26 protein-coding genes are annotated in these 22,841 nt (G+C 55.3%); 6 read left to right on the top strand and 20 right to left on the bottom strand.

The genetic code is table 11. The features are described from left to right. Nucleotides 1–8: 8 nt before the first annotated feature. Nucleotides 9–1,178 (bottom strand): MalY/PatB family protein, encoded by a 1,170-nt coding sequence (locus BVC71_RS06370; RefSeq protein WP_086450824.1) that lies wholly within the window; start codon nucleotides 1,176–1,178, stop codon nucleotides 9–11. 109 nt (nucleotides 1,179–1,287) lie between these two features. Here BVC71_RS06370 and def (BVC71_RS06365) point away from each other — a divergent pair, with 109 nt between their 5' ends. The 3 genes from def (BVC71_RS06365) to fmt are packed head-to-tail and all read left to right on the top strand — an operon-like array spanning nucleotide 1,288 to nucleotide 3,210. After that, nucleotides 1,288–1,812, top strand: coding sequence for a peptide deformylase (gene def / locus BVC71_RS06365; RefSeq protein ID WP_086450823.1), 525 nt, complete (start codon nucleotides 1,288–1,290; stop codon nucleotides 1,810–1,812). Next, entirely contained in the window at nucleotides 1,812–2,309 is a 498-nt protein-coding gene (def, locus tag BVC71_RS06360; RefSeq protein WP_086450822.1) for a peptide deformylase, read from the top strand. Before def (BVC71_RS06365) ends, def (BVC71_RS06360) begins: the two co-directional genes overlap by 1 nt. A gap of 4 nt (nucleotides 2,310–2,313) precedes the next feature. Further along, a complete protein-coding gene (gene fmt / locus BVC71_RS06355) occupies nucleotides 2,314–3,210 on the top strand; it encodes a methionyl-tRNA formyltransferase (RefSeq protein WP_086450821.1) in 897 nt (298 codons plus the stop codon). A 157-nt stretch (nucleotides 3,211–3,367) separates the two neighbouring features. Here fmt and BVC71_RS06350 read toward each other — a convergent pair whose 3' ends face one another. The 7 genes from BVC71_RS06350 to BVC71_RS06320 are packed head-to-tail and all read right to left on the bottom strand — an operon-like array spanning nucleotide 3,368 to nucleotide 8,703. Beyond that, a complete protein-coding gene (locus tag BVC71_RS06350) occupies nucleotides 3,368–4,246 on the bottom strand; it encodes a lysophospholipid acyltransferase family protein (protein WP_240516799.1) in 879 nt (292 codons plus the stop codon). Nucleotides 4,247–4,266: 20 nt separating this feature from the next. Further along, nucleotides 4,267–4,539 carry an HPr family phosphocarrier protein gene (locus BVC71_RS06345; protein WP_205905957.1) on the bottom strand — a complete coding sequence of 91 codons (273 nt, stop codon included), beginning with the start codon at nucleotides 4,537–4,539 and terminating at the stop codon, nucleotides 4,267–4,269. Between the two features lie 9 nt (nucleotides 4,540–4,548). Next, on the bottom strand, nucleotides 4,549–4,938 hold the full coding sequence (locus BVC71_RS06340; RefSeq protein WP_086450820.1) for a PTS sugar transporter subunit IIA: 390 nt from the start codon (nucleotides 4,936–4,938) through the stop codon (nucleotides 4,549–4,551). Beyond that, a complete protein-coding gene (rapZ, locus tag BVC71_RS06335) occupies nucleotides 4,935–5,840 on the bottom strand; it encodes an RNase adapter RapZ (protein ID WP_086450819.1) in 906 nt (301 codons plus the stop codon). Before rapZ ends, BVC71_RS06340 begins: the two co-directional genes overlap by 4 nt. Nucleotides 5,841–5,844: 4 nt before the next feature. Then, nucleotides 5,845–6,258, bottom strand: coding sequence for an HPr kinase/phosphorylase (locus tag BVC71_RS06330; protein ID WP_086450818.1), 414 nt, complete (start codon nucleotides 6,256–6,258; stop codon nucleotides 5,845–5,847). Nucleotides 6,259–6,261: 3 nt separating this feature from the next. Next, nucleotides 6,262–7,995: a sensor histidine kinase gene (locus BVC71_RS06325; RefSeq protein ID WP_086450817.1), complete on the bottom strand. Its 1,734-nt coding sequence runs from the start codon at nucleotides 7,993–7,995 to the stop codon at nucleotides 6,262–6,264. Nucleotides 7,996–7,998: 3 nt separating this feature from the next. After that, entirely contained in the window at nucleotides 7,999–8,703 is a 705-nt protein-coding gene (locus BVC71_RS06320) for a response regulator transcription factor (RefSeq protein ID WP_086450816.1), read from the bottom strand. Between the two features lie 302 nt (nucleotides 8,704–9,005). Between BVC71_RS06320 and BVC71_RS06315 the strand changes: the two genes are divergently transcribed. Together BVC71_RS06315 and BVC71_RS06310 are read left to right on the top strand one after the other, a co-directional pair. Next, a complete protein-coding gene (locus BVC71_RS06315) occupies nucleotides 9,006–10,604 on the top strand; it encodes a phosphoenolpyruvate carboxykinase (protein WP_086450815.1) in 1,599 nt (532 codons plus the stop codon). Between the two features lie 92 nt (nucleotides 10,605–10,696). Continuing rightward, nucleotides 10,697–11,230, top strand: a complete 534-nt coding sequence (locus BVC71_RS06310) for a DUF3859 domain-containing protein (protein WP_165767737.1) — start codon at nucleotides 10,697–10,699, stop codon at nucleotides 11,228–11,230. On the opposite strand, the gene BVC71_RS06305 is transcribed toward BVC71_RS06310, so the two are convergent. Beyond that, nucleotides 11,231–12,001, bottom strand: a complete 771-nt coding sequence (locus BVC71_RS06305) for a sulfite exporter TauE/SafE family protein (protein ID WP_086450813.1) — start codon at nucleotides 11,999–12,001, stop codon at nucleotides 11,231–11,233. A 145-nt stretch (nucleotides 12,002–12,146) separates the two neighbouring features. On the opposite strand from BVC71_RS06305, the gene BVC71_RS06300 reads away from it, so the two are divergent. Then, a complete protein-coding gene (locus tag BVC71_RS06300) occupies nucleotides 12,147–13,823 on the top strand; it encodes an acyl-CoA dehydrogenase family protein (protein WP_086450812.1) in 1,677 nt (558 codons plus the stop codon). On the opposite strand, the gene recO is transcribed toward BVC71_RS06300, so the two are convergent. From recO to BVC71_RS06245, 11 genes are read right to left on the bottom strand one after another with little or no spacing between them, the layout of a single operon-like run. After that, nucleotides 13,820–14,548, bottom strand: a complete 729-nt coding sequence (recO, locus tag BVC71_RS06295) for a DNA repair protein RecO (protein WP_086450811.1) — start codon at nucleotides 14,546–14,548, stop codon at nucleotides 13,820–13,822. The two genes, BVC71_RS06300 and recO, sit on opposite strands and share 4 nt — an antisense overlap. Then, nucleotides 14,545–14,871 carry a DUF1491 family protein gene (locus BVC71_RS06290; protein WP_086450810.1) on the bottom strand — a complete coding sequence of 109 codons (327 nt, stop codon included), beginning with the start codon at nucleotides 14,869–14,871 and terminating at the stop codon, nucleotides 14,545–14,547. Before BVC71_RS06290 ends, recO begins: the two co-directional genes overlap by 4 nt. Beyond that, nucleotides 14,868–15,785: a GTPase Era gene (era, locus tag BVC71_RS06285; protein ID WP_086450809.1), complete on the bottom strand. Its 918-nt coding sequence runs from the start codon at nucleotides 15,783–15,785 to the stop codon at nucleotides 14,868–14,870. The genes BVC71_RS06290 and era overlap by 4 nt, the downstream gene beginning before the upstream one ends. Beyond that, nucleotides 15,782–16,462, bottom strand: coding sequence for a ribonuclease III (rnc, locus tag BVC71_RS06280; protein WP_086450808.1), 681 nt, complete (start codon nucleotides 16,460–16,462; stop codon nucleotides 15,782–15,784). Before rnc ends, era begins: the two co-directional genes overlap by 4 nt. After that, entirely contained in the window at nucleotides 16,459–17,499 is a 1,041-nt protein-coding gene (gene lepB / locus BVC71_RS06275) for a signal peptidase I (RefSeq protein ID WP_086450807.1), read from the bottom strand. The genes rnc and lepB (BVC71_RS06275) overlap by 4 nt, the downstream gene beginning before the upstream one ends. Before the next feature lie 6 nt (nucleotides 17,500–17,505). Continuing rightward, nucleotides 17,506–18,348 carry a signal peptidase I gene (lepB, locus tag BVC71_RS06270; protein WP_086450806.1) on the bottom strand — a complete coding sequence of 281 codons (843 nt, stop codon included), beginning with the start codon at nucleotides 18,346–18,348 and terminating at the stop codon, nucleotides 17,506–17,508. Between the two features lie 51 nt (nucleotides 18,349–18,399). After that, the gene (acpS, locus tag BVC71_RS06265) at nucleotides 18,400–18,810 is read right to left on the bottom strand and encodes a holo-ACP synthase (protein WP_086450805.1); all 411 of its coding nucleotides are present in this window, start codon (nucleotides 18,808–18,810) and stop codon (nucleotides 18,400–18,402) included. Continuing rightward, on the bottom strand, nucleotides 18,807–19,265 hold the full coding sequence (locus tag BVC71_RS06260) for a hypothetical protein (RefSeq protein ID WP_086450804.1): 459 nt from the start codon (nucleotides 19,263–19,265) through the stop codon (nucleotides 18,807–18,809). The genes acpS and BVC71_RS06260 overlap by 4 nt, the downstream gene beginning before the upstream one ends. Then, nucleotides 19,262–20,008, bottom strand: a complete 747-nt coding sequence (locus BVC71_RS06255; protein ID WP_086450803.1) for a pyridoxine 5'-phosphate synthase — start codon at nucleotides 20,006–20,008, stop codon at nucleotides 19,262–19,264. Before BVC71_RS06255 ends, BVC71_RS06260 begins: the two co-directional genes overlap by 4 nt. A 34-nt stretch (nucleotides 20,009–20,042) precedes the next feature. Beyond that, complete coding sequence (locus tag BVC71_RS06250; protein WP_086450802.1) at nucleotides 20,043–20,648, bottom strand: DUF2062 domain-containing protein; 606 nt, start codon at nucleotides 20,646–20,648, stop codon at nucleotides 20,043–20,045. A 51-nt stretch (nucleotides 20,649–20,699) separates the two neighbouring features. After that, nucleotides 20,700–22,841, bottom strand: coding sequence for a RelA/SpoT family protein (locus BVC71_RS06245; protein WP_086451244.1), 2,142 nt, complete (start codon nucleotides 22,839–22,841; stop codon nucleotides 20,700–20,702).

Below are 22,841 nucleotides of genomic sequence, written 5' to 3'. Positions count from 1 at the left end.
TGATTCGATTATTGTAGGTCACCAAAGGCGGCTTGCATACGGCGTACCGCCTCTTGGACGCGGGATCGCGGCGTGGCGATATTAAAGCGCAGATAGTTTTCACCGCCCGCACCAAAGGTCGGCCCATAGTTCACCGCGATTTTGGCGTCTTGCAGGACGCGTTTGGTGTATTCATCGCGCGTCATGCCCGTCCCCGAAAAATCCACCCATGCCAGATAGGTCGATTCCATTTCCATAGATTTCAGGCCGGGGATAGCGTTGATGCCTTCGTCGAACAGACGACGGTTGCCATCCAGATATTCGCGTAGCGCGTCGACCCAGGCCGCACCTTCGGGGCTATAGGCGGCCGTTGCCATGAACAGGCCATACGAGTTCGGCGAAATACCCAGCGCGCCCATCCGCGCGGCAAAGGTTTTGCGCAGGGCCTCATTGGGGATAATCACGTTGCCAGAATGGCTGCCTGCGATGTTGAAGGTTTTGGTCGTCGCCGTCATCATCACCAGCCGGTCGGTGATCCCGTCGATGTTCGCCATCGGGATATGGGTCGCGCCCGGCATGGTCAGATCGTGGTGGATTTCATCCGACACTAGGATCAGGTCATGGCGTTTGGCGAATTCGGCAACAGCCTCTAGCTCTTCTTTTGTCCAAACGCGGCCACCGGGGTTATGTGGCGAACAGAGGATGACCATTGTTTCGTTGCCGGTCATCTGCGCGTCATAGGCATCGAAATCATAGGTGTATTTGCCGTTGTCCAGCGCCAATGGACATTCGACAACTTCGCGCCCTGCGGCGCGGATCACGCGGGCAAAGGCGTGATAGACGGGCGTGAACAGAACGACTCCGTCGCCTTTTTCGGTGTAGGCATCAACGCACATTGCGGTGCCGTTCACGAGCCCGTGGGTCGTGAAAATCCAACTTGGATCCACGTCCCAGCCGTGACGGTTTTTCATCCACCAGCAAATTGCGGCGTGGTATTCGGATTCGTCGCCGAAATACCCATGTACGCCATGATCGATTTGTTTTTGCAGCGCAGCCGTGATGCAATCGGGCGCGCGGAAATCCATGTCGGCCACCCACATCGCCAGACCGTCATCTGGGCTGACGCCATAGATGTTCTGCATCTCGTCCCATTTGGCATTATGGGTGCCACGGCGATCAATCACTTCGTCGAAATTCATTGGGGGCCTCTTTCCTGCAATGTGATCAAATTTGCCCCTTTGCGGTATAGGTGCAAGCGTAAATGCGCCAATCCTTGCGGGACGGGCGGTAAATGGCTACATCGCGGGTATGACCCTACGCCCGATTTTGATCCATCCTGATCCCCGCCTGAAAAAGGTTGCCGACCCGATTGCCGAGGTGTCCGCCGACATCCGCAAACAGGCCGACGACATGATCGAAACCATGTATGACGCGCCTGGCATCGGTCTGGCGGCGCCTCAGGTCGGCATTTTGAACCGTCTGATCGTCATGGATGCGCAGCGCGACCCAGAGGCAAAGCCGAACCCAATGGTTCTGATCAACCCCGAGGTCATTTGGGAATCAGAGGAAAAGAACGTCTACGAGGAAGGATGCCTGTCCATCCCCGATCAATTCGCCGAAGTCGAACGCCCGAAAATGGTGCGCGTGCGTTGGCTCGACGTGGACGGCAAAACGGTCGAAGAAGAATTTGATGAACTGTGGGCGACCTGCGTTCAGCACGAAATCGATCACCTGAACGGCACGCTGTTCATTGATTACCTGAAACCGCTGAAACGTCAGATGATCACGCGCAAGATGCAGAAACTGAAACGCGAAATGGCGCGGGGCAAATAATGGCGCATCGTCCTTATGTGAAATGGCCGAACAAAGTCCTGCGCACACCGGCCGAACCAGTTGATGCGATCACGGATGACATTCGCGCCATCTGGGCCGAAATGATCGAAGCGATGGATAGCATGCCCGGCGTTGGGCTGGCTGCTGTGCAGCTGGGCATCCCGCTACGTTTGGCCGTGGTCGATGCGTCCGATGAACGGGGGCGCGCTGTGAAAATGGCGAACCCTGAAATTCTGCACGCGTCCGTCAAACCACGCGATCATGAAGAGGCTTCGCCGAATTTGCCTGGCGTATCGGCGGTCATCACGCGTCCACGCGCTGTGACTGTTCGGTTCTTGAATGAATCGGGCGAGGTCGAGGAGCGCGATTTCGTGGATATCTGGGCGACAAGCGTCCAGCACCAAATCGATCACCTGAACGGCAAAATGTATTTCGACCATCTGTCCAAGGTAAAGCGTGACATGCTGACCCGTAAGGCAAAGAAACTGAACGGATAATTCAATGCGCGTCGTGTTTATGGGAACGCCCGATTTTTCGGTGCCTGTGCTGGATGCTTTGGTCGAGGCGGGCCATGACGTGGTTTGCGCCTATTCGCAGCCGCCCCGCCCCGCGGGCCGCGGTAAAAAGGATCGCCCCAGCCCTGTTCACGCACGGGCCGAGGCGCTAGGCATTCCCGTCCGTCACCCTGTGAATTTCAAAGATGCCGCTGATGTCGCGGCCTTTGCCGAACTGAATGCGGATGTCGCTGTGGTTGTGGCATATGGTTTGATCTTGCCGCAGTCTTTGCTGGATGCGCCGAAACAGGGGTGTCTGAACATCCACGCGTCCCTGCTGCCGCGTTGGCGCGGTGCGGCCCCGATCCATCGCGCGATTATGGCGGGCGACGCCGAAACGGGCGTGTGTATCATGCAGATGGAGGCGGGTTTAGATACCGGCCCCGTCCTGATGAAACAGACCACCGCGATTGGCGCCGAAGAAACCACAGGTCAGCTGCATGACTGGCTGTCGGATATGGGCGCGAAACTGATCGTTAAAGCTTTGACCGATTTGCCCGAGCTGACGCCGCAAGTCCAGCCGACAGACGGCGTGACCTATGCCGCGAAAATTGACAAAGAAGAAGCCGCGATTGACTGGTCCGAACCTGCCGAGGTGATTGATCGCAAAATTCGTGGCCTGTCGCCATTCCCTGGCGCGTGGTGTGAAATCAATGGCGAACGGGTCAAGTTGTTGGGGGCCAAACTGGCCGAAGGCAACGGCGCAGCGGGGCAAATCCTGAACGGCTTTACCGTGGCCTGCGGCACGGGCGCTGTGGAAATCACGCGTCTTCAGCGGTCGGGTAAGAAACCAGTGGCCACGATAGATGCGCTGCGGGGTATGGAGCTGCCGGAGCGTATCTGATGGTGTTTTTGTTGGGCCTGCCACGGATGGCGGTCAATTTTGTTTTTTTGTTTTTGGTTTGGATGTTCACACGGCCGGGTGGCTGGTTATTCGCCTGCATCGCCGCCGTGTTGATCGTCAAAGCAGTGCCCGCTGAAATTTGGGGGCAGTCTGCGCCCTAGTCTTTGAGGCTTAGCGTGTGTTCGCGCAGCCAGGCCATAAATTCCCGCGGCGATTTGATTTTTTCAGCAACCACTTCTGCGGGGATCGGATCGCCGATAATCGGTGCCTGTGGTTTGTCGAACGCGTGCGCAACTTCGTGCAGCAACAGGCCCTGACGGATCGTTGGCGAAATACAGTTCGCGATCTGGTAGGCCCGTGAATTTGATCCTTGAAAGAAACAAGGAACAACAGTCGCGCCAGAGGTGCGGATCATTTTCGCGGTAAACACGTTCCATTCCGCTTCGATAGCGGGGCCAAACGGCGTTTCCGCAGCGGCCACAACGCCCGAAGGAAACAGGGCGACCAGACCACCTTCGGCCAGATGCTCCATCGCTTTTTTGCGCATTTCAATCATTTTGCGCTGCGCGTCCTCTTCGTGCGGGAAAGGCACGGGGATCATATAGCTTGCAGCGCTTTCATCGATGCCTGTCAGCAATGAACGGGTCAGGATGCGGTAATCGTCGCGGCGGCGGCCGATCAGGTCGGCCAGAATCATGCCATCGACCAATCCGTGCGGGTGGTTGGCGACGAAAATGACTGGTCCAGTTTCGGGAATGCGTTCGATTTGTGCACGCGGAGTTTGCAGATCAATCCCCATGACGCGCATCGTGGCGGCCCAGAATTCTTGGCCCATCGGGGTGCCCAGACGTTCAAAACGACGAATGCGGCGGATGATCGACCATTTGCCCGTCACCCATTCCATCGCGCGGATAACGTTCCGTTTGAAAGGACTGTCAAAGGTGTTCGAATAGGTCAGGCTACGTCGGTCATAGACCTTTGGCGCATCGGTTGGGGCCGGGTGGCCATTCGCTGTGTTGCGCGTTACGTCTGTCAAAGGTCAAACCCCTGAAATGCCTAGTTACCTTCGCCGAAAAAATCCGCGACCAAAGCTTGGATCGCGTCGGCGAGTTCTTCGGCCTGATTGCCCGAAGTTTCGACTTCAATAAAGCTTCCTTTGGCTGCTGCCAACATCAAAAGCCCCATGATACTATCGCCTGCGGCGTCCATGCCGTCTTTGGAAACAGTTGCCGTCGCGTCGAACTGTTCGACGGTTTCAGCTAGCTTGGCAGAGGCACGGGCGTGGAGACCCTTGATATTGATGATTTCAAGGCGGCGGGTAATGGACATATAGGTTAATTATTCTGTGACTTGATGACTATTGATGTATTTGCGGGCGGCCTGTAGCGCAGCGTCGACCGCGTCTGGAACGGTTCTGCCACGGCTTTTGGCCAGCTTGATCAGCATAGGCAAATTCATCCCATATAAAATGCGGCGGTTTGTCGGTCCGCAGGCGCGTAAGGATAGGTTTGACGGTGATCCACCGAAAATATCGGTGACGATCACAACACCATCGCCTGTATCTACAGAATCGGCAGCGTCGCAAATTTCGGCTTGTTTCGCAGATCGGTCATCTTCGGGGCCCGTTGCGATGGCGCGAACGGCATCTTGTTTTCCGACGACATGTTCCATGGCTGCCAAATATTCTTTGGCAAGACCACCATGTGCTACGATGACGATCCCGATCACGCGTGTTCACCCCGATCAGCCAAACCTGTTTCAGTTTGGCGTTCTATTTCCCGATGGCGTTTAGACACCCGCCAGCCATCATCTGCAAGAGCCTTGGACAGCAGTTCGGTCATTGTGACTGAACGGTGTTGCCCTCCGGTACACCCAAACCCGATGGAGAGGTGCGTTTTACCCGCATCACGAAATGCCGGCAGTAGTAATTCAATCATGGATTTGACGTGATTGAAAAACGGCGCAAACCGTTCGTCTTGGGTCACGTAGGACTGAACATCGTCAGTTGTCCCATCCAATGCCCGTAGTTCCGGATCCCAATGGGGATTGCGCAAGAAACGGCAGTCAAAGACGAAATCCAGCCCTCGAGGTAGGCCGCGTTTGTATGAAAAAGACTGTGTCGCCACCGATAGCAACTGATCGTGGTCACTGGAAAACCATCGTTGAACCTCTAGCCGCGCTTCGTGAGGGCTCATGGCGCTGGTGTCGATCAGAAATTCAGCGCGGGTGCGGATCGGTTGCATCAGCTCTTTTTCTTTGCGGATACCAACAATTGGATCGTCAGAGTCCGCCAGCGGATGCCTACGGCGTGTTTCAGAAAAACGGCGGATCAATACGTCATCTGCACAATCCAGAAATAGAACCTTTAGATCGACACGTGGATCGACGCCCAAACGGTCAATCGTATCGATCACACCATTGACCGTAAAATCGCGATTGCGGACATCCAGACCCAACGCCAACGGACGATCCAGCGGGCTACCTTCGATCAGGCGGTCAAGCAATGATAGCGGCAGGTTGTCGATGACCTCGAACCCGATGTCTTCTAATGCGCGGACTGCGGTTGTGCGACCAGCACCCGATGGGCCTGTCACCAAAATCAGATCCTGTTTTTCCGGCGCATCTAGCATGGGGTTAATCCTGTCGGCCTTCTTTCAGATATTGCAGTATCCCAAATGGGAAGTGAACGCCTGTTACTCGATATATTAGCGGGATTGCATGTTTGTGATATGTCGTGTGTCGTGTTTGAGGCAGGCGTTCCGTTTCAATGCGGTCTAAGTCTACTACTAGCAAAAGTTGTGCCGAAACGGGCTGTGCACGTAAAATACCTATGCCGCGTGCTTCGATCAGCCCCTTGATTGTGGCTGGGGCACGGACGGTTAAATCGGGGTAAATGTCGGTGCGGTCGTCGGCCACCAGATCGCAGCCCATCGACATCAATTGCAGTGCGAGCGTCGATTTCCCCGAACCAGATCCACCTATGATCAGCGCTGCGCGGCCCTGATAGGCAACGCATGATCCGTGAGCATTGATTGGATCGTTTGACACGTTTTAGACAGGCAGGCCGACGACAAAACGCGCACCCAGCGGGTCGGATGTAATGTCTGCGTCTGTGGGGCGAATGTTTTCGGCCCAGATAACGCCGCCGTGGGCTTCGACGATTTGTTTTGAGATCGCGAGGCCCAGTCCTGAGTTATTGCCAAACTGGCCAGCGGGGCGTTCGGAATAGAACCGTTTAAAAACTTTGGTCAACGCGCCATCCGGAATGCCTGGTCCGGTGTCTTCGACAACCACAAGAATGCGGTTTTCGCGTTTGCGCGCCCAGACGCGAATGGCGTCGCCATCTTCGCAGAATGAAATCGCATTGGTGATCAAGTTGACGAAAACTTGGGCCAATCGCCCTTCGAGGCCAGCAATCATAATCGGCCCAGTTGGCAGGTCGGTTAGGTATTCGATGCCTTTGTCGCGGGCTTGTTCGCCCAAGAACTGGTTCAAGTTGCCCAACATTTCCAAAAGATCGAATTCGGTTTCGTCTTCTTTCACCAGCTCGGCATCCAGGCGGGATGCGTTGGAAATATCGCTGACCAGACGATCTAGGCGCACCACATCATGTTCGATGACCTGAAGCAGTTTTTCACGCTGATCGTCGCGTTTGGCGACCCGCATTGTGCCGACCGCCGATTGAAGCGATGCCAGCGGGTTTTTGATTTCATGGGCCACGTCGGCTGCAAATTGTTCGTTCGCTTCGATGCGATCATAGAGCGCCGCAACCATGCCGCGCAGTGCGCCCGATAGACGGCCGATTTCATCAGGGCGTGCGGTCAGGTCAGGGATACGTACACGGCCGGGTGACATTTTACGTGCATTTCGGTCGCGGCCAGCCTCTGCCGCTGCTGCAAGGTCTGCCAGCGGATTGGCGATGGTAGAGGCAAGGATGAGCGATAGTCCGATGGACACCAGAATGCCGATCACGAACATCTGCAGGACCTGTTCGCGTTCGCGTCTGACAAGCGCGTCTAATTCGCCAGCGGCGCCGACCAGAACAACAACGCCTACAGGTGTGTCGCCTTGCATGATTGGGGTGCTAACGCGGAATGTGGTCAAACCGTCGTTGTTGAATTCAGAATGCACCTGCGTGCCATCAGTCAACGTTAGGGCCACATCGGTTTGTGCGGTTTCAATCGGATCAGCCGAAATATTGGTATCGGGTTCCGAATTGAACAGTCCGGCCAAACCTTCCCATATCCAATTTAAAAAATCGGTAATGATGGTGCCATCGTCTCTGTAGCTTAGGCCGTCGATTGTGGGACGATCTGGGGCTGTTTCTGATACGATCAGCGTTTCATTGGGATCGAACACATAGACTTGGACGCCGCCCCGCAGGTCCAAACCTGCCAAGGTTTCGGGGACGTTGATGCCATCGCCTGTGATCAAATTGACCGGTGCGCTGTCGGGTAGCTGCGCCTCGAACACATCGGCGATCAGCTCAGCTTCGTTTACCAGCCCTGACGCACGTTGGAACGCGAGGTTGTCGCGCGACGGGTTCATCCACAATACGCCGCCAACAAGGATCAAAATGGCCAGCAGGTTGAACGTGATGATCTTGCGCGCCAACGGAGAGCGATTGAGCGTAATCAGCCCGCGACGACGGCGACGATCCAGAATTTCACGGTCCATCGTCGTTTCGGGCGAAATATATTCATCCCCCAAAACGATGTCCGATTTCTGTGCCGCATTGCGGACAGAGCGTAGATCACGAACATCGATTTGCGGGTTGGCAGTCATCGGTTACTCTTCGTTATAGCGATAGCCGATGCCATACAGCGTTTCGATCGCGCTGAATTCACCGTCGACCTGACGCATCTTTTTGCGCAGACGTTTAATGTGGCTGTCGATGGTGCGGTCATCAACATAGACCTGATCATCATAGGCCACATCCATCAGCTGGTCGCGGGATTTTACAAAGCCCGGACGCTGGGCCAGGGCCTGCAGCAGTAGGAATTCGGTGACGGTCAGGGACACGTCACGATCTTTCCATTTCACCGCGTGGCGCAGCGGGTCCATGGTTAGCTGGCCTCGCGTCATGACTTTGTTGTCTTCTTCGACGGTTTCAACTTCGACCCCGTTCAGCGCGTCCTGACGGCGCAGCAGAGACCGGATGCGTTCAACCAATAGACGCTGGCTAAAAGGTTTTTTGACGTAGTCATCTGCACCCATGCGTAGGCCAAGAACCTCGTCAATTTCGTCGTCTTTCGAGGTCAGAAAGATAACCGGCATGTTTGTCTTTTGGCGTAGGCGCTGCAGCAGGTCCATCCCGTCCATGCGCGGCATTTTGATATCCAGCACAGCCAGATCGGGCAGCTTTTTGTTAAAAGCATCCAGCGCTTGTTGGCCGTCGTTATATGTTTCGATTTCGAAACCTTCAGCCTCTAGCGTCATGGCGACCGAAGTCAGAATATTGCGGTCGTCGTCGACCAGCGCGATTTTGTGCATGGGATGATCCCTTTAGCCTGAATTTTTTGAACTGCCGTTTTTACCGACAGTTTTCGCATTTTTTCTGCGAGCGAATCAATCGGAAACTGCGATTCGGACTGTTTGCGTAAACAGTTACGCCTAACAGAATCGACCAATTGGTCCGATTTGCGGCCTTGGTCGTATGGTCGCGCTAACAGGTTGCGCTAACACGAAAATGATTGCGCTAACTGCGACAAACCCGCCTTTTCTGATGGAAAATCATGGTGCTATGTGGGCCCCTATCCCGGAGCAACAGGCTCCCACAATCAGGAGAGAGACAAATGGACCACGGACGGGTCAACCCAACCATGAAGCTTGAAAATCAAGGCATCACTGGACTGGGTTATGTCTATTACAACCTGATGGAGCCTGCGCTTATTCAGGAATCGTTGAAATTGGGCGAAAGCACCTTGGGTAATGGCGGCGCGTTGCTGGTATCGACCGGCAAACACACTGGCCGTTCGCCAAAGGACAAATTCGTTGTTCGCACCCCATCGGTCGAGGACACCATCTGGTGGGATAACAACGCGCCGATGGAAATGGACAAATTCGACGTGCTGCACGGCGACATTCTGGAGCACATGAAGGGCGGCACCTATTTCGTACAGGATTTGTTCGGCGGCGCTGACCCTGAACACCGTTTGGACGTGCGTATGGTGACCGAACTGGCATGGCATTCGCTGTTCATCCGCACCATGCTGCGCCGCCCAGAACGCGAAGAGCTGGACGCATTCGATCCAGAATGGACCATCATCAACTGCCCATCGTTCAAAGCGAACCCAGAGAAGCACGGCTGCCGTTCGGAAACCGTGATCGCGCTGAACTTTGACAAAAAGACCATTCTGATCGCGGGCACCGAATACGCGGGCGAAAACAAAAAATCGGTTTTCACTCTGTTGAACTACCTGCTGCCTGAAAAGGGCATCATGCCGATGCACTGTTCGGCAAACCACGCTGTTGGCAACCCTGTCGACACCGCGATTTTCTTTGGCCTGTCGGGCACGGGTAAAACCACCCTGTCGGCTGACCCTGATCGCGTGTTGATCGGCGACGACGAACATGGCTGGTCGGATCGCGGCACCTTTAACTTTGAAGGCGGCTGCTACGCGAAAACCATCAACCTGTCGGCTGAAGCGGAGCCAGAAATCTACGCGACCTGTTCGATGTTCGGCACCGTGATCGAAAACATGGTGTACGACGAAGACAACAAAGAACTGGACTTCGAAGATAACTCGATCACCGACAACATGCGTTGTGCGTACCCGCTGCACTACATTTCGAACGCATCGGATTCGGCGCTGGGTGGTCATCCGAAAAACATCATCATGCTGACCTGTGACGCATATGGTGTTCTGCCTCCGATCGCGCGTCTGACACCTGCGCAGGCGATGTACCACTTCTTGTCGGGCTTCACGTCGAAAACACCAGGCACCGAAATTGGTGTGACCGAACCGATCCCGACATTCTCGACCTGTTTCGGTGCGCCATTCATGCCGCGCCGCCCAGAGGCCTATGGCAAACTGTTGCAGGAAAAAATCGCGGCACACGGCGCGACCTGCTGGTTGGTAAACACCGGCTGGACCGGCGGCGCATACGGCACAGGCAGCCGCATGCCGATCAAAGCAACCCGCGCGCTGCTGTCGGCGGCTCTGGACGGATCGCTGGCCGAAGCAACATTCCGCAAGGATCCGAACTTTGGTTTCGAAGTCCCCGTAACCGTTTCTGGCGTTGATGCGACCCTGCTGGACCCACGTGCAACTTGGGCTGACAAATCAGCCTATGATGCGCAGGCATCCAAGCTGGTTGATATGTTTGCAGATAACTTTGCTCAGTACGTTCCGTTCATCGACGAAGACGTCAAAGCAGCTGCAATCGGCTAATACGCGCCACTCACGCGAATTTGGGGGTCTGATGCGACAGCATCGGGCCCCTTTTTATTGACATGGCCTAGCTAGGCATGATGATGGCGCCCATGTTTAAGATGCGCATGATTACCACTGTTTTCGCCCTGATTCCTGCTATCGCTTCTGCATATGAGGCAAAGCCCACAATCGTTGTTGGCGACATCGGGTTGCATTGCCCGTACGAAGTGCTGGCCTCTGAACCTGCGCCGGATACCGAAATCGGCGCCATTGATGTGATCGCTGGTGACCCAACCGTGGTTTCGACAACCACAACAGTGCCAGCGATCCAGCATTTGGGTTTCGGTTTTCAGGCGCGGTTGGCAGATGGAATTAAATTACCAGGTGCTGAAATCGTCGTACGTCATCCGCCAATGGGCACCGATGGGGTGACCGAACAACGTTGGACACCTAGCCTGTCGGATCAGGATTTTAGCCTAGGCATGTATCGTTTTGATATGCCGTACGAAGTCTTGATTGGCGAATGGTCATTCGCGATCGAACAGGCGGGGCAGACCCATTTTTCTGTTACTTTTGACGTCGTGCCAGCCCCAGTAGGAATGTCGATCGAAAGCCTGTGTAGCGGCGATATGCTGCTGTCGTGATCAGCCCATAATCCCGCGGCGGACAAGGTTGATCCCCGCAATCAGCAAAACCCACAGCGTTGCTTTGCGGAACAAAACCTGATCGATCCGGTCATGGATTTTGAACCCGATCCACATGCCCAACACGCCCGGTGGGATCAAAGCCAGTGAAAACGGCACGGTTTGCGCGTTCAGGATACCCGATTTTAGGTGCCCGATCAGCAACATCACAGCGCCAGCGCCATAGACAACGCCCTGAACGCTGAACTGTTTGGCCTTTGGCGTGTCGACCGCGACCAGATACAAAACGGTTGTCGGGCCCCATGTGCCTGAAAATCCGCCCAGAATGCCCGATAGGATGCCCGCGATGACCGAACCGACCTTTCGGCGGTGGGGCGGGATTTCAACGCGCACGCCTGCGATCTGGATCGCACATAGGACCGTGACGATAACGCCCAACCCCAGCAACATCATGTCGGCAGAGACATAGGCCACGAACTGCGATGTGATTAGGATCATGATGCAGACCAGAATCACATAGGTCCGATATTCCATCAGCGCATCCCATGCGTTTTTCAGGCCGCCTTTGGTCACCTGCAGTATGTTGGTCAGCACAATTGGCAGAATGATTCCCGCGACCACCAATTTCGGATCAATCAGAATGCTTAGCCCCGAAATCATAATCAGCGGCATGGCAAATCCGATCGCGCCTTTTACCGTGCCTGCGATCACAGTCACGACAAAAGCAAAGGCCAATAATTCCGGCGAAATCAGCGAAAATAATGCATCCATTCCTCAGGCTTAGACGTTTAACGAAGACAACGCACTAGAAATTCCCGTGCGACATTTTGTTTGTCGCTGCGTATAATAAACGAAATTAAGTTGCGCTGCAGTTGCGAAATCGTTATCTCTGCAAGTGCACAATCAGGAGCCGACCATGCCTCACGACGGACAGGACATCGCTATGACAGCATCGCCAATTCTTGAGAATCTTTTGGATTTAACGGGCGCGGTGATCGCCCCAGTGGAACAACTGCTGGAATCCGCAAAAGAATCGGTAAAATCGCGCGTGATGAAAGACGGTCGCGTGTCGGGCGGGCTGGTTGAACAGAATCAGGCGGCTGCACACGGTCTGGCATGGCTGGCGACCTATGTGGAATCGCTGCGCCAGATGAATGGCTGGGCAGTTGCGGCCAAAGCTGAAGATAAATTTGGCGAAACCGAACAGCTGATCCTGCAGATCGCATTTGGCGAATACCTTGCGCAGATCAAAGGCGGCATTCCGATGTCCCAAGGCGAAATCCTGCGCCTGACCGATCTGGGTGTCCAAGATAACCTGAATTCGGTCGAGATCATCACGCTGGTTCAATCCGCGAATACGCAGGCCGCGCGTTCGCGTCTGGTTGAACTGATGCAAGACCAGAACGGTGCGACGATGTTCGGCACCTCTGGTCTGGACGAAGAACTGGAAATGATCCGCGATCAGTTCCGCCGTTATGCGTTGGAGAAGGTCGAACCATTCGCGCACGAATGGCACCTGAAGGACGAATTGATCCCGCTGGAAATCATCGACGAACTGGCCGAAATGGGCGTTTTCGGTCTGACCATTCCAGAAGAGTTCGGTGGTTTTGGCCTGTCCAAAGCATCCATGTGCGTCGTGTCCGAAGAATTGTCGCGCGGCTACATCGGTGTTGGTTCGCTTGGCACCCGTTCGGAAATCGCGGCAGAGCTGATTTTGGCCGGCGGTACCGACGAACAGAAACAAAACTGGCTGCCGAAACTGTCGTCTGCTGAAATCCTGCCGACAGCTGTGTTCACCGAACCGAACACGGGTTCGGATCTGGGTTCGCTGCGTACCCGCGCTGTCAAAGGCGAAGATGGCGATTACAGCATCACCGGCAACAAAACTTGGATCACCCACGCGGCACGTACCCACGTGATGACCCTGCTGGCGCGGACCGATCCGAACACCACCGATTACCGTGGTCTGTCGATGTTCTTGGCGGAAAAGGCACCAGGCACCGACGAAAACCCATTCCCGACCGAAGGCATGACTGGCGGCGAGATCGAGGTTCTGGGCTACCGCGGCATGAAGGAATACGAACTGGGCTTTGATAATTTCAAAGTCAAAGGCGAAAACCTGCTGGGCGGCGAAGAGGGCAACGGTTTCAAACAGCTGATGCAGACCTTTGAATCGGCCCGTATCCAAACCGCAGCACGTGCAATCGGTGTGGCGCAATCGGCGCTGGACGTTTCGATGCAATACGCAATCGACCGTAAACAGTTCGGCCAGTCGCTGATCAATTTCCCACGTGTGTCGGGCAAGCTGGCGATGATGGCGGTTGAAATCATGATCGCACGCCAGCTGACCTATTTCTCGGCTCGTGAAAAAGACGCGGATCGTCGTTGCGACCTAGAGGCGGGTATGGCCAAACTGCTGGGAGCGCGTATCGCGTGGGCCTGTGCGGATAATGGCCTGCAAATCCACGGCGGCAATGGTTTCGCGTTGGAATACAAAATCAGCCGCATCCTGTGCGACGCCCGTATTCTGAACATCTTTGAAGGTGCAGCAGAAATTCAGGCGCAAGTGATCGCGCGCCGTTTGCTGGGTTAATCCTGTAACCGCTGTAGCGCGTCGATTAATCGTTGGCGCGCTGCGGGGGCTTTGCCCGAATGGGCGGCAAACAACCGGTTTTCAATGAAATAGCCCGTAGTCTTCATGGCGCGGGCTATTTCTGTTCCGCTGGCGTCACCTTCGCCTTTCATCACGGGGACCAGATCCAACATGCGGCTGGCCCATTCGCCTGCGCCTTGAGCGCTGACGGCGCGGCCCGATTTGGGCGAGATATAGCACAGGTCTTCGTTCGTGCCGCGCACGGCGCAGGCCGACAGATCAATGCCGAACCCCAATTCATCCAGCAGGGCCATTTCCCAATGCAGATAGGCCAGCGGCCAAACGTCGTTTTGTCCCAATAGGTCCAGCAGCGCTATGGTGCGGTCATACAGCGGCGGATGCGGTTCGCGTTCGGGCAGGGTGCGGGCCAGCAACCCGCAGACTGCGTTCAGCCCGTTTAGCGCCAGTCGGTCGTTCATCACCAATGCGGCGCGGCTGCGCACGGGTTCAACGGTAAAGCTGCCCATATGGGTTTCCAAACGAGCCTTCCATGTGACGCTGATTTGCGTGCCGGGCTGTAGGGTGGCGACCATTTTGCGGCTGGTGCCGCCCCGCACAACGCCGCTGTGACGGCCACGGGATGGAGTGAATACGTCGATGATCATGGCGTTTTCGCCATGGGCGCGTGCGGCGATCAATGCGCCTTCATCCCGCCATTCGATCATTCCAGCCCCGGTTCGTCCAATAATGTACGGCCCATGCGGTCTTCGACTTCGATCACCCATAGATCGCTGTCAAACGACCGCTGTTTGGCGACGGATTGATCGACGTCTGCATCGCTGCCTTCGATCAGGGTCATCCATTTGCGGTCGCCCGTCATCAGGTCAAAAGACCGCTGATAGGCCGCCGCGTTGCCGTCTAATGTGTTCAGTTTTACCAGCACAGCGCCCGCCGTTTCATCGCCGCGCGCTGTGACAAAGGCCGGAATATCGGCCAGACGTAGGCGCGTCAGATAGGCCGACACCCATACGCCCGCGGCAAGCCTCATGCGTTGCCGTCCTTAAAATCCAGACCCATTTCCGAATAGCGTTCGGATTCTTCGAGCCAGTTCGGACGCACTTTGACCTGTAGGAACAGGTGCACCTTGCGCCCCAAAAATTCCTGCAATTCTTCGCGGGCGGCTTTGGATACGGCTTTGGCGGTTTCACCGCCTTTGCCCAAAACGATGCCTTTGTGACCGTCGCGGGATACGTAAACGATCTGATCGATGCGGGCGGACCCGTCTTTGCGTTCTTCCCATTTTTCGGTTTCGACCGTCAGCTGGTAGGGCAGTTCCTGATGCAGGCGCAGGGTCAGTTTTTCGCGGGTGATTTCCGCCGCGATCATGCGCATCGGCAGATCGGCGATCTGATCGTCGGGGTATAGCCACGGGCCTTCGGGCATTTGTTCGCCCAGCCAATGTTTCAGGTCCTCGCAGCCGTGGCCACGTTCGGCCGAAATCAGGAATGTTTTTTCGAAATCATAGGCGCTGTTCATTTTCTGGGTCAGAGCCAGCAAATCTTCGGCCTTTACGCGGTCGATTTTGTTGATCGCGAGGGCAAGGCGCACATGAGACATGTTTTCGGCCAGCGCGTCCAGAATGGCCTGAACGCCGTCGGTTAGGCCGCGATGTGCCTCGATCAGTAGAACGACGACATCTGCGTCAGCGGCGCCGCCCCATGCGGCAGCAACCATCGCGCGGTCCAAACGGCGACGCGGGCGGAATAGGCCAGGGGTGTCAACGAACACGATCTGGTTCTGATCGTCCATCGCAACGCCGCGAATGCGGGCGCGGGTGGTTTGAACCTTGTGGGTTACGATCGACACTTTAGCGCCAACCATCCAGTTCAGTAGGGTCGATTTTCCGGCGTTAGGTTCACCGATCAGCGCGGCAAAGCCTGCGCGGGTTTGGGTATCTGTCATGAGCTGACCTTTGCAAGCAATGCTTTGGCGGCGGCCTGTTCGGCGTGCCGTTTCGAACCTGCGCTGGCGCGTTCGCTATCGCCGCTGTCCAAGCGCACTTCGATGGTAAAGACGGGTTGATGATCGGGGCCGGAGCGGGACACTTCGGCATATTTCGGTGGGGTCTGGCCGCGGCCTTGGGCCCATTCTTGTAGGGCCGTTTTGGGGTCGCGCGCGTCCTCTTCGACCTGATGGATACGTTCGCCCCATAGGCGCAGAACCATGTCGCGGGCCGTTTCAAAACCAGCGTCCAGATAGACGGCGGCGATCACCGCCTCCATCGCGTCGCCCAGCAATGCATCCTTGCGGCGGCCGCCTGATTTCTGTTCGGATCGGCCCAGACGCAGGACGGACCCCAGATCAATTTCCTTGGCAACATCGGCGCAGGTTTCTTTGCGCACCAATGCGTTGAATCGCGGGGCCAATACGCCTTCGGCTGCGGATTTGTCGGCGTTGAACAACGCTTCGGACATGACCAGACCCAGAACGCGGTCGCCTAGAAATTCCAGACGCTGGTTGTTGTCACGATGCGGCGACGACATCGAAGGGTGGGTCATTGCGCGCACCAGCAATTCAGGGCGCGAAAATTCGTGCCCCAGGTTTTTGCTGAATTTGACCAGTTCGGCCGATAGTTTCATTCGATCGCCTTGAATATTCTAGAGCCGCGCCACGTCCATAGTTGATACGGGTCATCCCCTTTGAACGAATACAATATGCGCACGGCCTGACCGAAGATAGCAGTTTCCGGCACAAATCCCAATCCGCCTGCAGGAACGGAAATACGGCTATCGCGTGAATTGTCGCGATTGTCACCCATGAAAAACACGTGGCCTTGTGGAACGGTAAAGGTATTCGTAGTGTCCATCGACGCATTTGGGATCGTGGACAGCACGGAATAGGTCGTGCCGTTGGGTGCGATTTCGGTGAATTGTTGTTTTACGCATGTCGCGCCATAGCCGACAGCGCCGTTGCTGCAACGAGGCAGGTTTTTGAATTGCCCCTGCGGTTCCATCGTTTCAATGAATGAGTCGATCTGGGATTGCTGTAACGGCGCGCCGTTAACCTGCGGAACGCCGTTGGTCATTTTGACGGTATCGCCGCCTAACGCGATCACGCGTTTGACGAAAATGGTGCCTGACGCGTCAGCAAACACCATGACGTCGCCGTAGTCGGGCGATCTGTCCAAACGCCAAACGGCAAAGACATCCCCAATTAACAGGTTCGGCTTCATCGATCCGGCAGGCGCCCAATAAGGCGTCCAGATAATCCGGCTCAGCGCGATGACCGCCACCAAAACGGCGCAGTAAAATCCTGCGGTCCGCAGCGGTGTCATTTCAAACAGCCGCCTTTGTCCCTGGTTTTTGATCAGCAAAATCGCAAGGACGATAAGGTTGACGAAGGGAATAAACAGCAATAGCGCCAATGCTGCGGGCCAGCGCATATGATTGAACCGACGCACGATGTGACCCCAAAGGGGCACCGTCATCAATGCGATCGAAATCCAGCCCGCAATTTCGACGATGCGGCCGGCTTTGCCGAACCAGTGAAGGTTCCAAACCGGAAGACAGATAAGCCCCATAAAGATCAGGACGACCAGTAACTGTGACCTAGACGTGCGTCCGGTCCAGTCATAGCCGTCCTGATATAATCGTACGGGGTTATAATTGCGCCACATGGCTAATTAGTTAATTGCGTGAAAGAACCGGTCGGCGCGCCATGTCCAGAATGCCAAAATGGATTTACCCGCTGACGAGAAAATCACGCGATCCGCTCGGCCTACGATATCTTCGCGGCGGACGGTGCCGACACCGCGGTTGCTGATCGGGTTCCATGCAAAACGGCTATCGACGGAATTGTCGCGGTTGTCGCCCATGAAAAAGAATTCGTTTTCTGGAACGTAAAACACATCTGTGTTGTCGCCCTGACCATTGTTGGTGATGTTCAGGATTTCGTGGCTGACACCGTTTGGCAGCGTTTCAATAAAGCGATCTTTGACACACTGGTTGTCGGTGACAGGCCGCATACAGCTGGGCGGAATTTGGTGCGGGCCTTGGGGGCTGGTTTCTTCGATGAACTGACCGGCAGGTTCGACCTGAACAGGTTCATCGTTGATGTACAGCAGCCCATCGATCACCTGAATTTTGTCCCCTGGCAGACCGATCAGACGTTTGATGTAATCTTCGCCCAGACCGCGATGGCGGAACACAACGACATCGCCGCGCTCTGGATCGCTGCCGAATAGACGTTCATCGCTGCCCATAAAGGCACCACAGAAATCATCAGGACCGATGTCGATTCCCAGTGCAGGCACTTTGACCGCAGGGCACGACGCATAGGAATAGCCATAGGCCATTTTGTTGACGAACAGAAAATCGCCGATCAGCAGCGTGTCTTTCATCGATCCTGACGGAATCCAGAATGGCTGGAATAGGATCGAACGGAAAAGACCTGCGATCAGCAAGGCATAAACGACGGTTTTAACCGTTTCTTTGACGCCGGCCCACAGGCCATTTTCTTCGGACATTTTCTGCTCCTGCGTAAGACGTGGACTTCATGCGGCGCACATTGGGCTAAGTCAACCCAACTGAGGGGTTGGGCGGGCTTCGATCACGACAAAGGCTTGGGCCCAAGGGTGGTCGTCCGTCAAAGTGACGTGAATATGGGCGGTGTGACCCGCTGGGGTCATTTCCGCCAAACGTTCAGCAGCCCAACCCGTCAGAGTCATCGTTGGCTGGCCAGAGGGCAGATTTTCAACAGCCATGTCGATCCAGCTAATCCCCATCGCCAAACCTGTTCCCAAAGCCTTTGAACAAGCCTCTTTTGCGGCCCAGCGTTTCGCATAGGTGCCGGCCACATCTTTGCGGCGCTCTGCTTTGGACTGTTCGGTGGGCGTGAAAACACGATTTCTGAAACGGTCGCCAAATCGATCCAGGGTGCCTTGGATGCGTTCAATGTTGGCCAGATCGGACCCTATCCCCAAAATCATTCTGCGCCTCCGACCGTGAAATCGGTGGTCACGTCACCCGTGGATTGGTTGATCGTGATGGCCAGTTGGGCCGAATTGGTGAAGGACAAATCAGGCAACCAGAATTGTACGGGCAACGTGACCGTTAGGCCCGTTGCGGGATTATAATCGGCACTACGTTCATTAAACCAAATGGCCGCGAACCCTTGGTGTTCGTCATAGCTAATGATTTTGCACTGACGGCTGCCTAATTCATCAAAGGGCGGCGACAAAACCATGATGTGTAGCGCACCCGCTGCAGGTTCGATGCCATCCATTACGGCAATTCGAATCCGGTCATTGGCATAGGTCGCGGTGTTGTCGTCCCATGGTTCCATGATAGCGGCGGCATCAGACCGGTGATCTAGGCAATCATCCACCGTTACAGCCGCAGCAGGCGCTGCGATCAGTCCAAAGGCTGCAGCAAAACGGATCACCCGCGTGCCTCGTCCATCAGTCGGCGCATTTCACGGATCGATCCGTCCAAGCCGCGGAAAATCGCCTCTCCGATTAGGAAGTGGCCGATGTTCAGTTCCATGACCTCGGGCAGGGCCGCGATTGGGCCGACGGTGTCATAGGTCAGGCCATGGCCCGCATGGACTTCTAATCCCAACGAATTGGCGAACGCAGCCATATCAGTCAGTCGTTTCAATTCATCATCACGTTCGGCAAATTTGCCTTCGGCATGCAGGTCGCAATAGGCGCCGGTGTGGAGTTCGATCACCTGCGCGCCGATACGGTTTGCGGCCTCGATCTGGCGTTGGTCGGCTGCAATGAAAATCGAAACGCGACATCCTGCATCGCGCAGCGGGGCGATGAAATGAGCCAGCCGGTTTTCTTCTTTGGCGACTTCTAGGCCGCCCTCGGTGGTGCGTTCTTCGCGTTTTTCAGGAACGATACACACCGCGTGTGGTTTGTGACGCAATGCGATCGCCTGCATTTCGTCAGTTGCAGCCATTTCGAAATTCAATGGTTTGGTCAGAGCGGCCATCAGGCCGTCAATGTCCGCATCACTGATATGGCGACGATCTTCGCGCAGGTGCGCAGTAATACCGTCGGCGCCTGCCTCTTCTGCGATTTTTGCGGCGCGGATCGGATCAGGATAAGCGCTGCCGCGCGCGTTGCGAACGGTGGCAACATGGTCAATATTTACGCCGAGACGCAGTTTTCCAGCACTCATCGGTTTTCTCCGAACATTAGAATTTGGGTGGACCCTAATCGGTTATTTTAGTGTCGTCAGCGTGTTTTTCCGCAGACCGCGACAATTGGGCCATACGATTGCGCAGCCGTTTGCGGCGACTGGCCTGATAGGCGCTAATCACAGGCAGAGTGATATAATACGTGATCACGGCAGCAATCGTCCCGATCAGAACGCCACCAATCGCATAAGGCACGAATACGTCGTGGAAAAATAATTCCAGCCCGCGCCAGTCCGTTTTCGCGGGGGTGAAAATGGCAAAGAAGTTATGCGACAAATCCTGCCACGCGGCGCTGAATTTTTCCATGACCGACAAATTCGGGTCATGGTCAGGGCGCGATCCCAACATAAAATGCCCAGTGGTCAACGACGCAAAAGCGATAAATCCAAAGGTTGCAGGGTTACCGGAAAAGGTGCCCAAAACCGCCGCCCCACTGTTGCCACGGATAGCCCGTGCGGCCAGCCATGCGAATATGATGTGAAATCCGAAAAACGGTGTGAAGCTAAGAAACACCCCGACGGCTATACCGCGGCAAATTTTTTCGGGTGTGTCAGGTAGGCGGCGCAATCGATGTTTGACGTAATTATACGCGCGTAGCCATCCCCCCCTGGGCCAAAGCATCTGCCGTATTGCCCGCCAAAAAGGTAATCTGTCGCGGCGTTTGAACACAGTCTATTGCCTTGCTGGTTTTACCTGCGCTGCGCGGGATGGATCGCGCAACCGAGCGATAGAGGACACATTACTTTCGGCCTCTAATGCGGTCATGACACGGTGCAGATGTTCAATGTCACGTAGATCAACGTCGACATGCAAACGGAAAAAATCAGGTTTCCGGTCGATGAAGTTCAGGTCAGAGATATTGGCGTCCTGTTCACCGATGAGCGTACAGATCCGGCCCAAAACGCCAGCATCATTGCTGATGGTCAGGTCCAGCGTGACGGTATGTTTGGCTTCGTGGCGGCCATCTTGCCAATGCAGGTCAACCCACGCGTCTGGTAGCTCTTCGAATTCGGCCAGCGCAGTACAATCAATGGTATGCAGAACCACGCCATGACCGGGAATCGCGATGCCGACGATACGTTCGCCAGGAACGGGCTGACAGCATTGACCGCGCGCATACGACTTATCGCCAGTCAGGCCGATGACGGCCTTTTCCTGTTCGATTTCGTCACCTTCGCGTTCAGCAAGATCTGGGTAAATGGCACGGACAACACGACGAGACGTAATTTCAGCACTGCCCAAGCGAGCCAGCATTTCGTCAACGCTTTCTAGCGCGAGTGTCTTTGCTGCCGTACGCAGCGCTTTTTCGGTGGCTTTTTTGCCGATATTTTCGAATGCAACACGTGCCAGTTCTTGGCCCAGCTTGATGTAGCGTTCACGATCCTCTTCGCGCAGCGCACGGCGAATTGCTGTTTTCGCGCGGCCCGTTACAGCTATATCGATCCATGTTGCTTCGGGTTTTTGACCTTCGGCAGTGATGACTTCGACAGATTGGCCGTTTTTCAAACGGGTCCACAAAGGCACGCGCAACCCATCGACTTTTGCACCAACGCAAGCCGCGCCAATCCGTGTATGGATCGCATAAGCAAAATCGATCGGGGTCGCGCCACGAGGCAATTTGATGACGTCGCCTTTGGGTGTGAAACAGAACACTTGGTCCTGATACATCTCCAGTTTGACGGCCTCTAGGAATTCATCGTGGTCGGTATCGTCATCCAAACGTTCCGACAGCTGAGAGATCCAGCGGACAGGATCAACAGCAAACCGGTTTTCGACCAGTTCGCCGTTTTTATAAGACCAGTGCGCAGCGACGCCAGTTTCGGCAACCTCGTGCATTTCGCGGGTACGGATCTGGATTTCAACGCGTTTCCCGTCGCGGCCAGATACTGTGGTGTGGATCGAACGATAACCGTTAGATTTGGGTTGGCTGATGTAATCCTTGAACCGGCCCGGAACGGCGCGCCAACGTTGGTGCACAGCGCCCAACACGCCGTAACAATCCGTTTCGGTTTCTGTCAGGACGCGGAACCCATAAATATCGGACAAGCGGCTAAAGCTTTGTTCCTTTTCCTGCATTTTCCGCCAGATGGAATAGGGGCGTTTCGCGCGGCCATACACATCTGCTGTGATGCCTGCCTTTTCCAATTCGATCTGCATGTCGGTCGTGATCTTTTCGACAACGTCGCCAGATTCTCTTTGCAGCATGGCAAAGCGGCGGATGATCGATTGGCGGGCGTCAGGGTTAAGAACTTTGAACGCTAGATCTTCTAATTCTTCGCGCATCCATTGCATACCCATACGTCCAGCAAGTGGCGCGTAGATATCCATGGTTTCGCGGGCTTTTTGAGCCTGCTTTTCAGGGCGCATCGACGAAATCGTGCGCATGTTGTGCAGGCGGTCGGCCAGTTTGACCAAAATGACACGCAAATCGCGCGACATGGCCATGAACAATTTGCGGAAGTTTTCGGCCTGTTTGGTCTGCGTAGACGTCAGTTGGATGTTCGTCAGTTTGGTGACGCCATCCACCAGTTCGGCAATATCGCGACCGAACAGTTTTTCGACTTCTTTGTAATTGGCTTTGGTGTCTTCGATCGTGTCGTGCAGCAGGGCGGTAATAACGGTTGCGTCATCCATCTGCTGGCGGGCCAAAATGGCAGCGACTGCGATCGGGTGAGTGAAATACCGTTCGCCAGAATGACGGAACTGGCCGTCATGCATGGCTTCGCCAAAATCGAACGCCTTGCGGATCAGGGCTTCGTTTGTGCGAGGGTTGTAGGTGCGGACCAGCGCAACCAGTTTATCAGCTGTCGTAAT

The sequence above is a fragment of the Marivivens niveibacter genome (assembly GCF_002150005.2).
GTDB lineage: Bacteria > Pseudomonadota > Alphaproteobacteria > Rhodobacterales > Rhodobacteraceae > Marivivens > Marivivens niveibacter.
The sequence above is the reverse complement of the archived record's forward strand: the minus strand, read 5'-3'. Positions and strand labels throughout refer to the sequence as shown.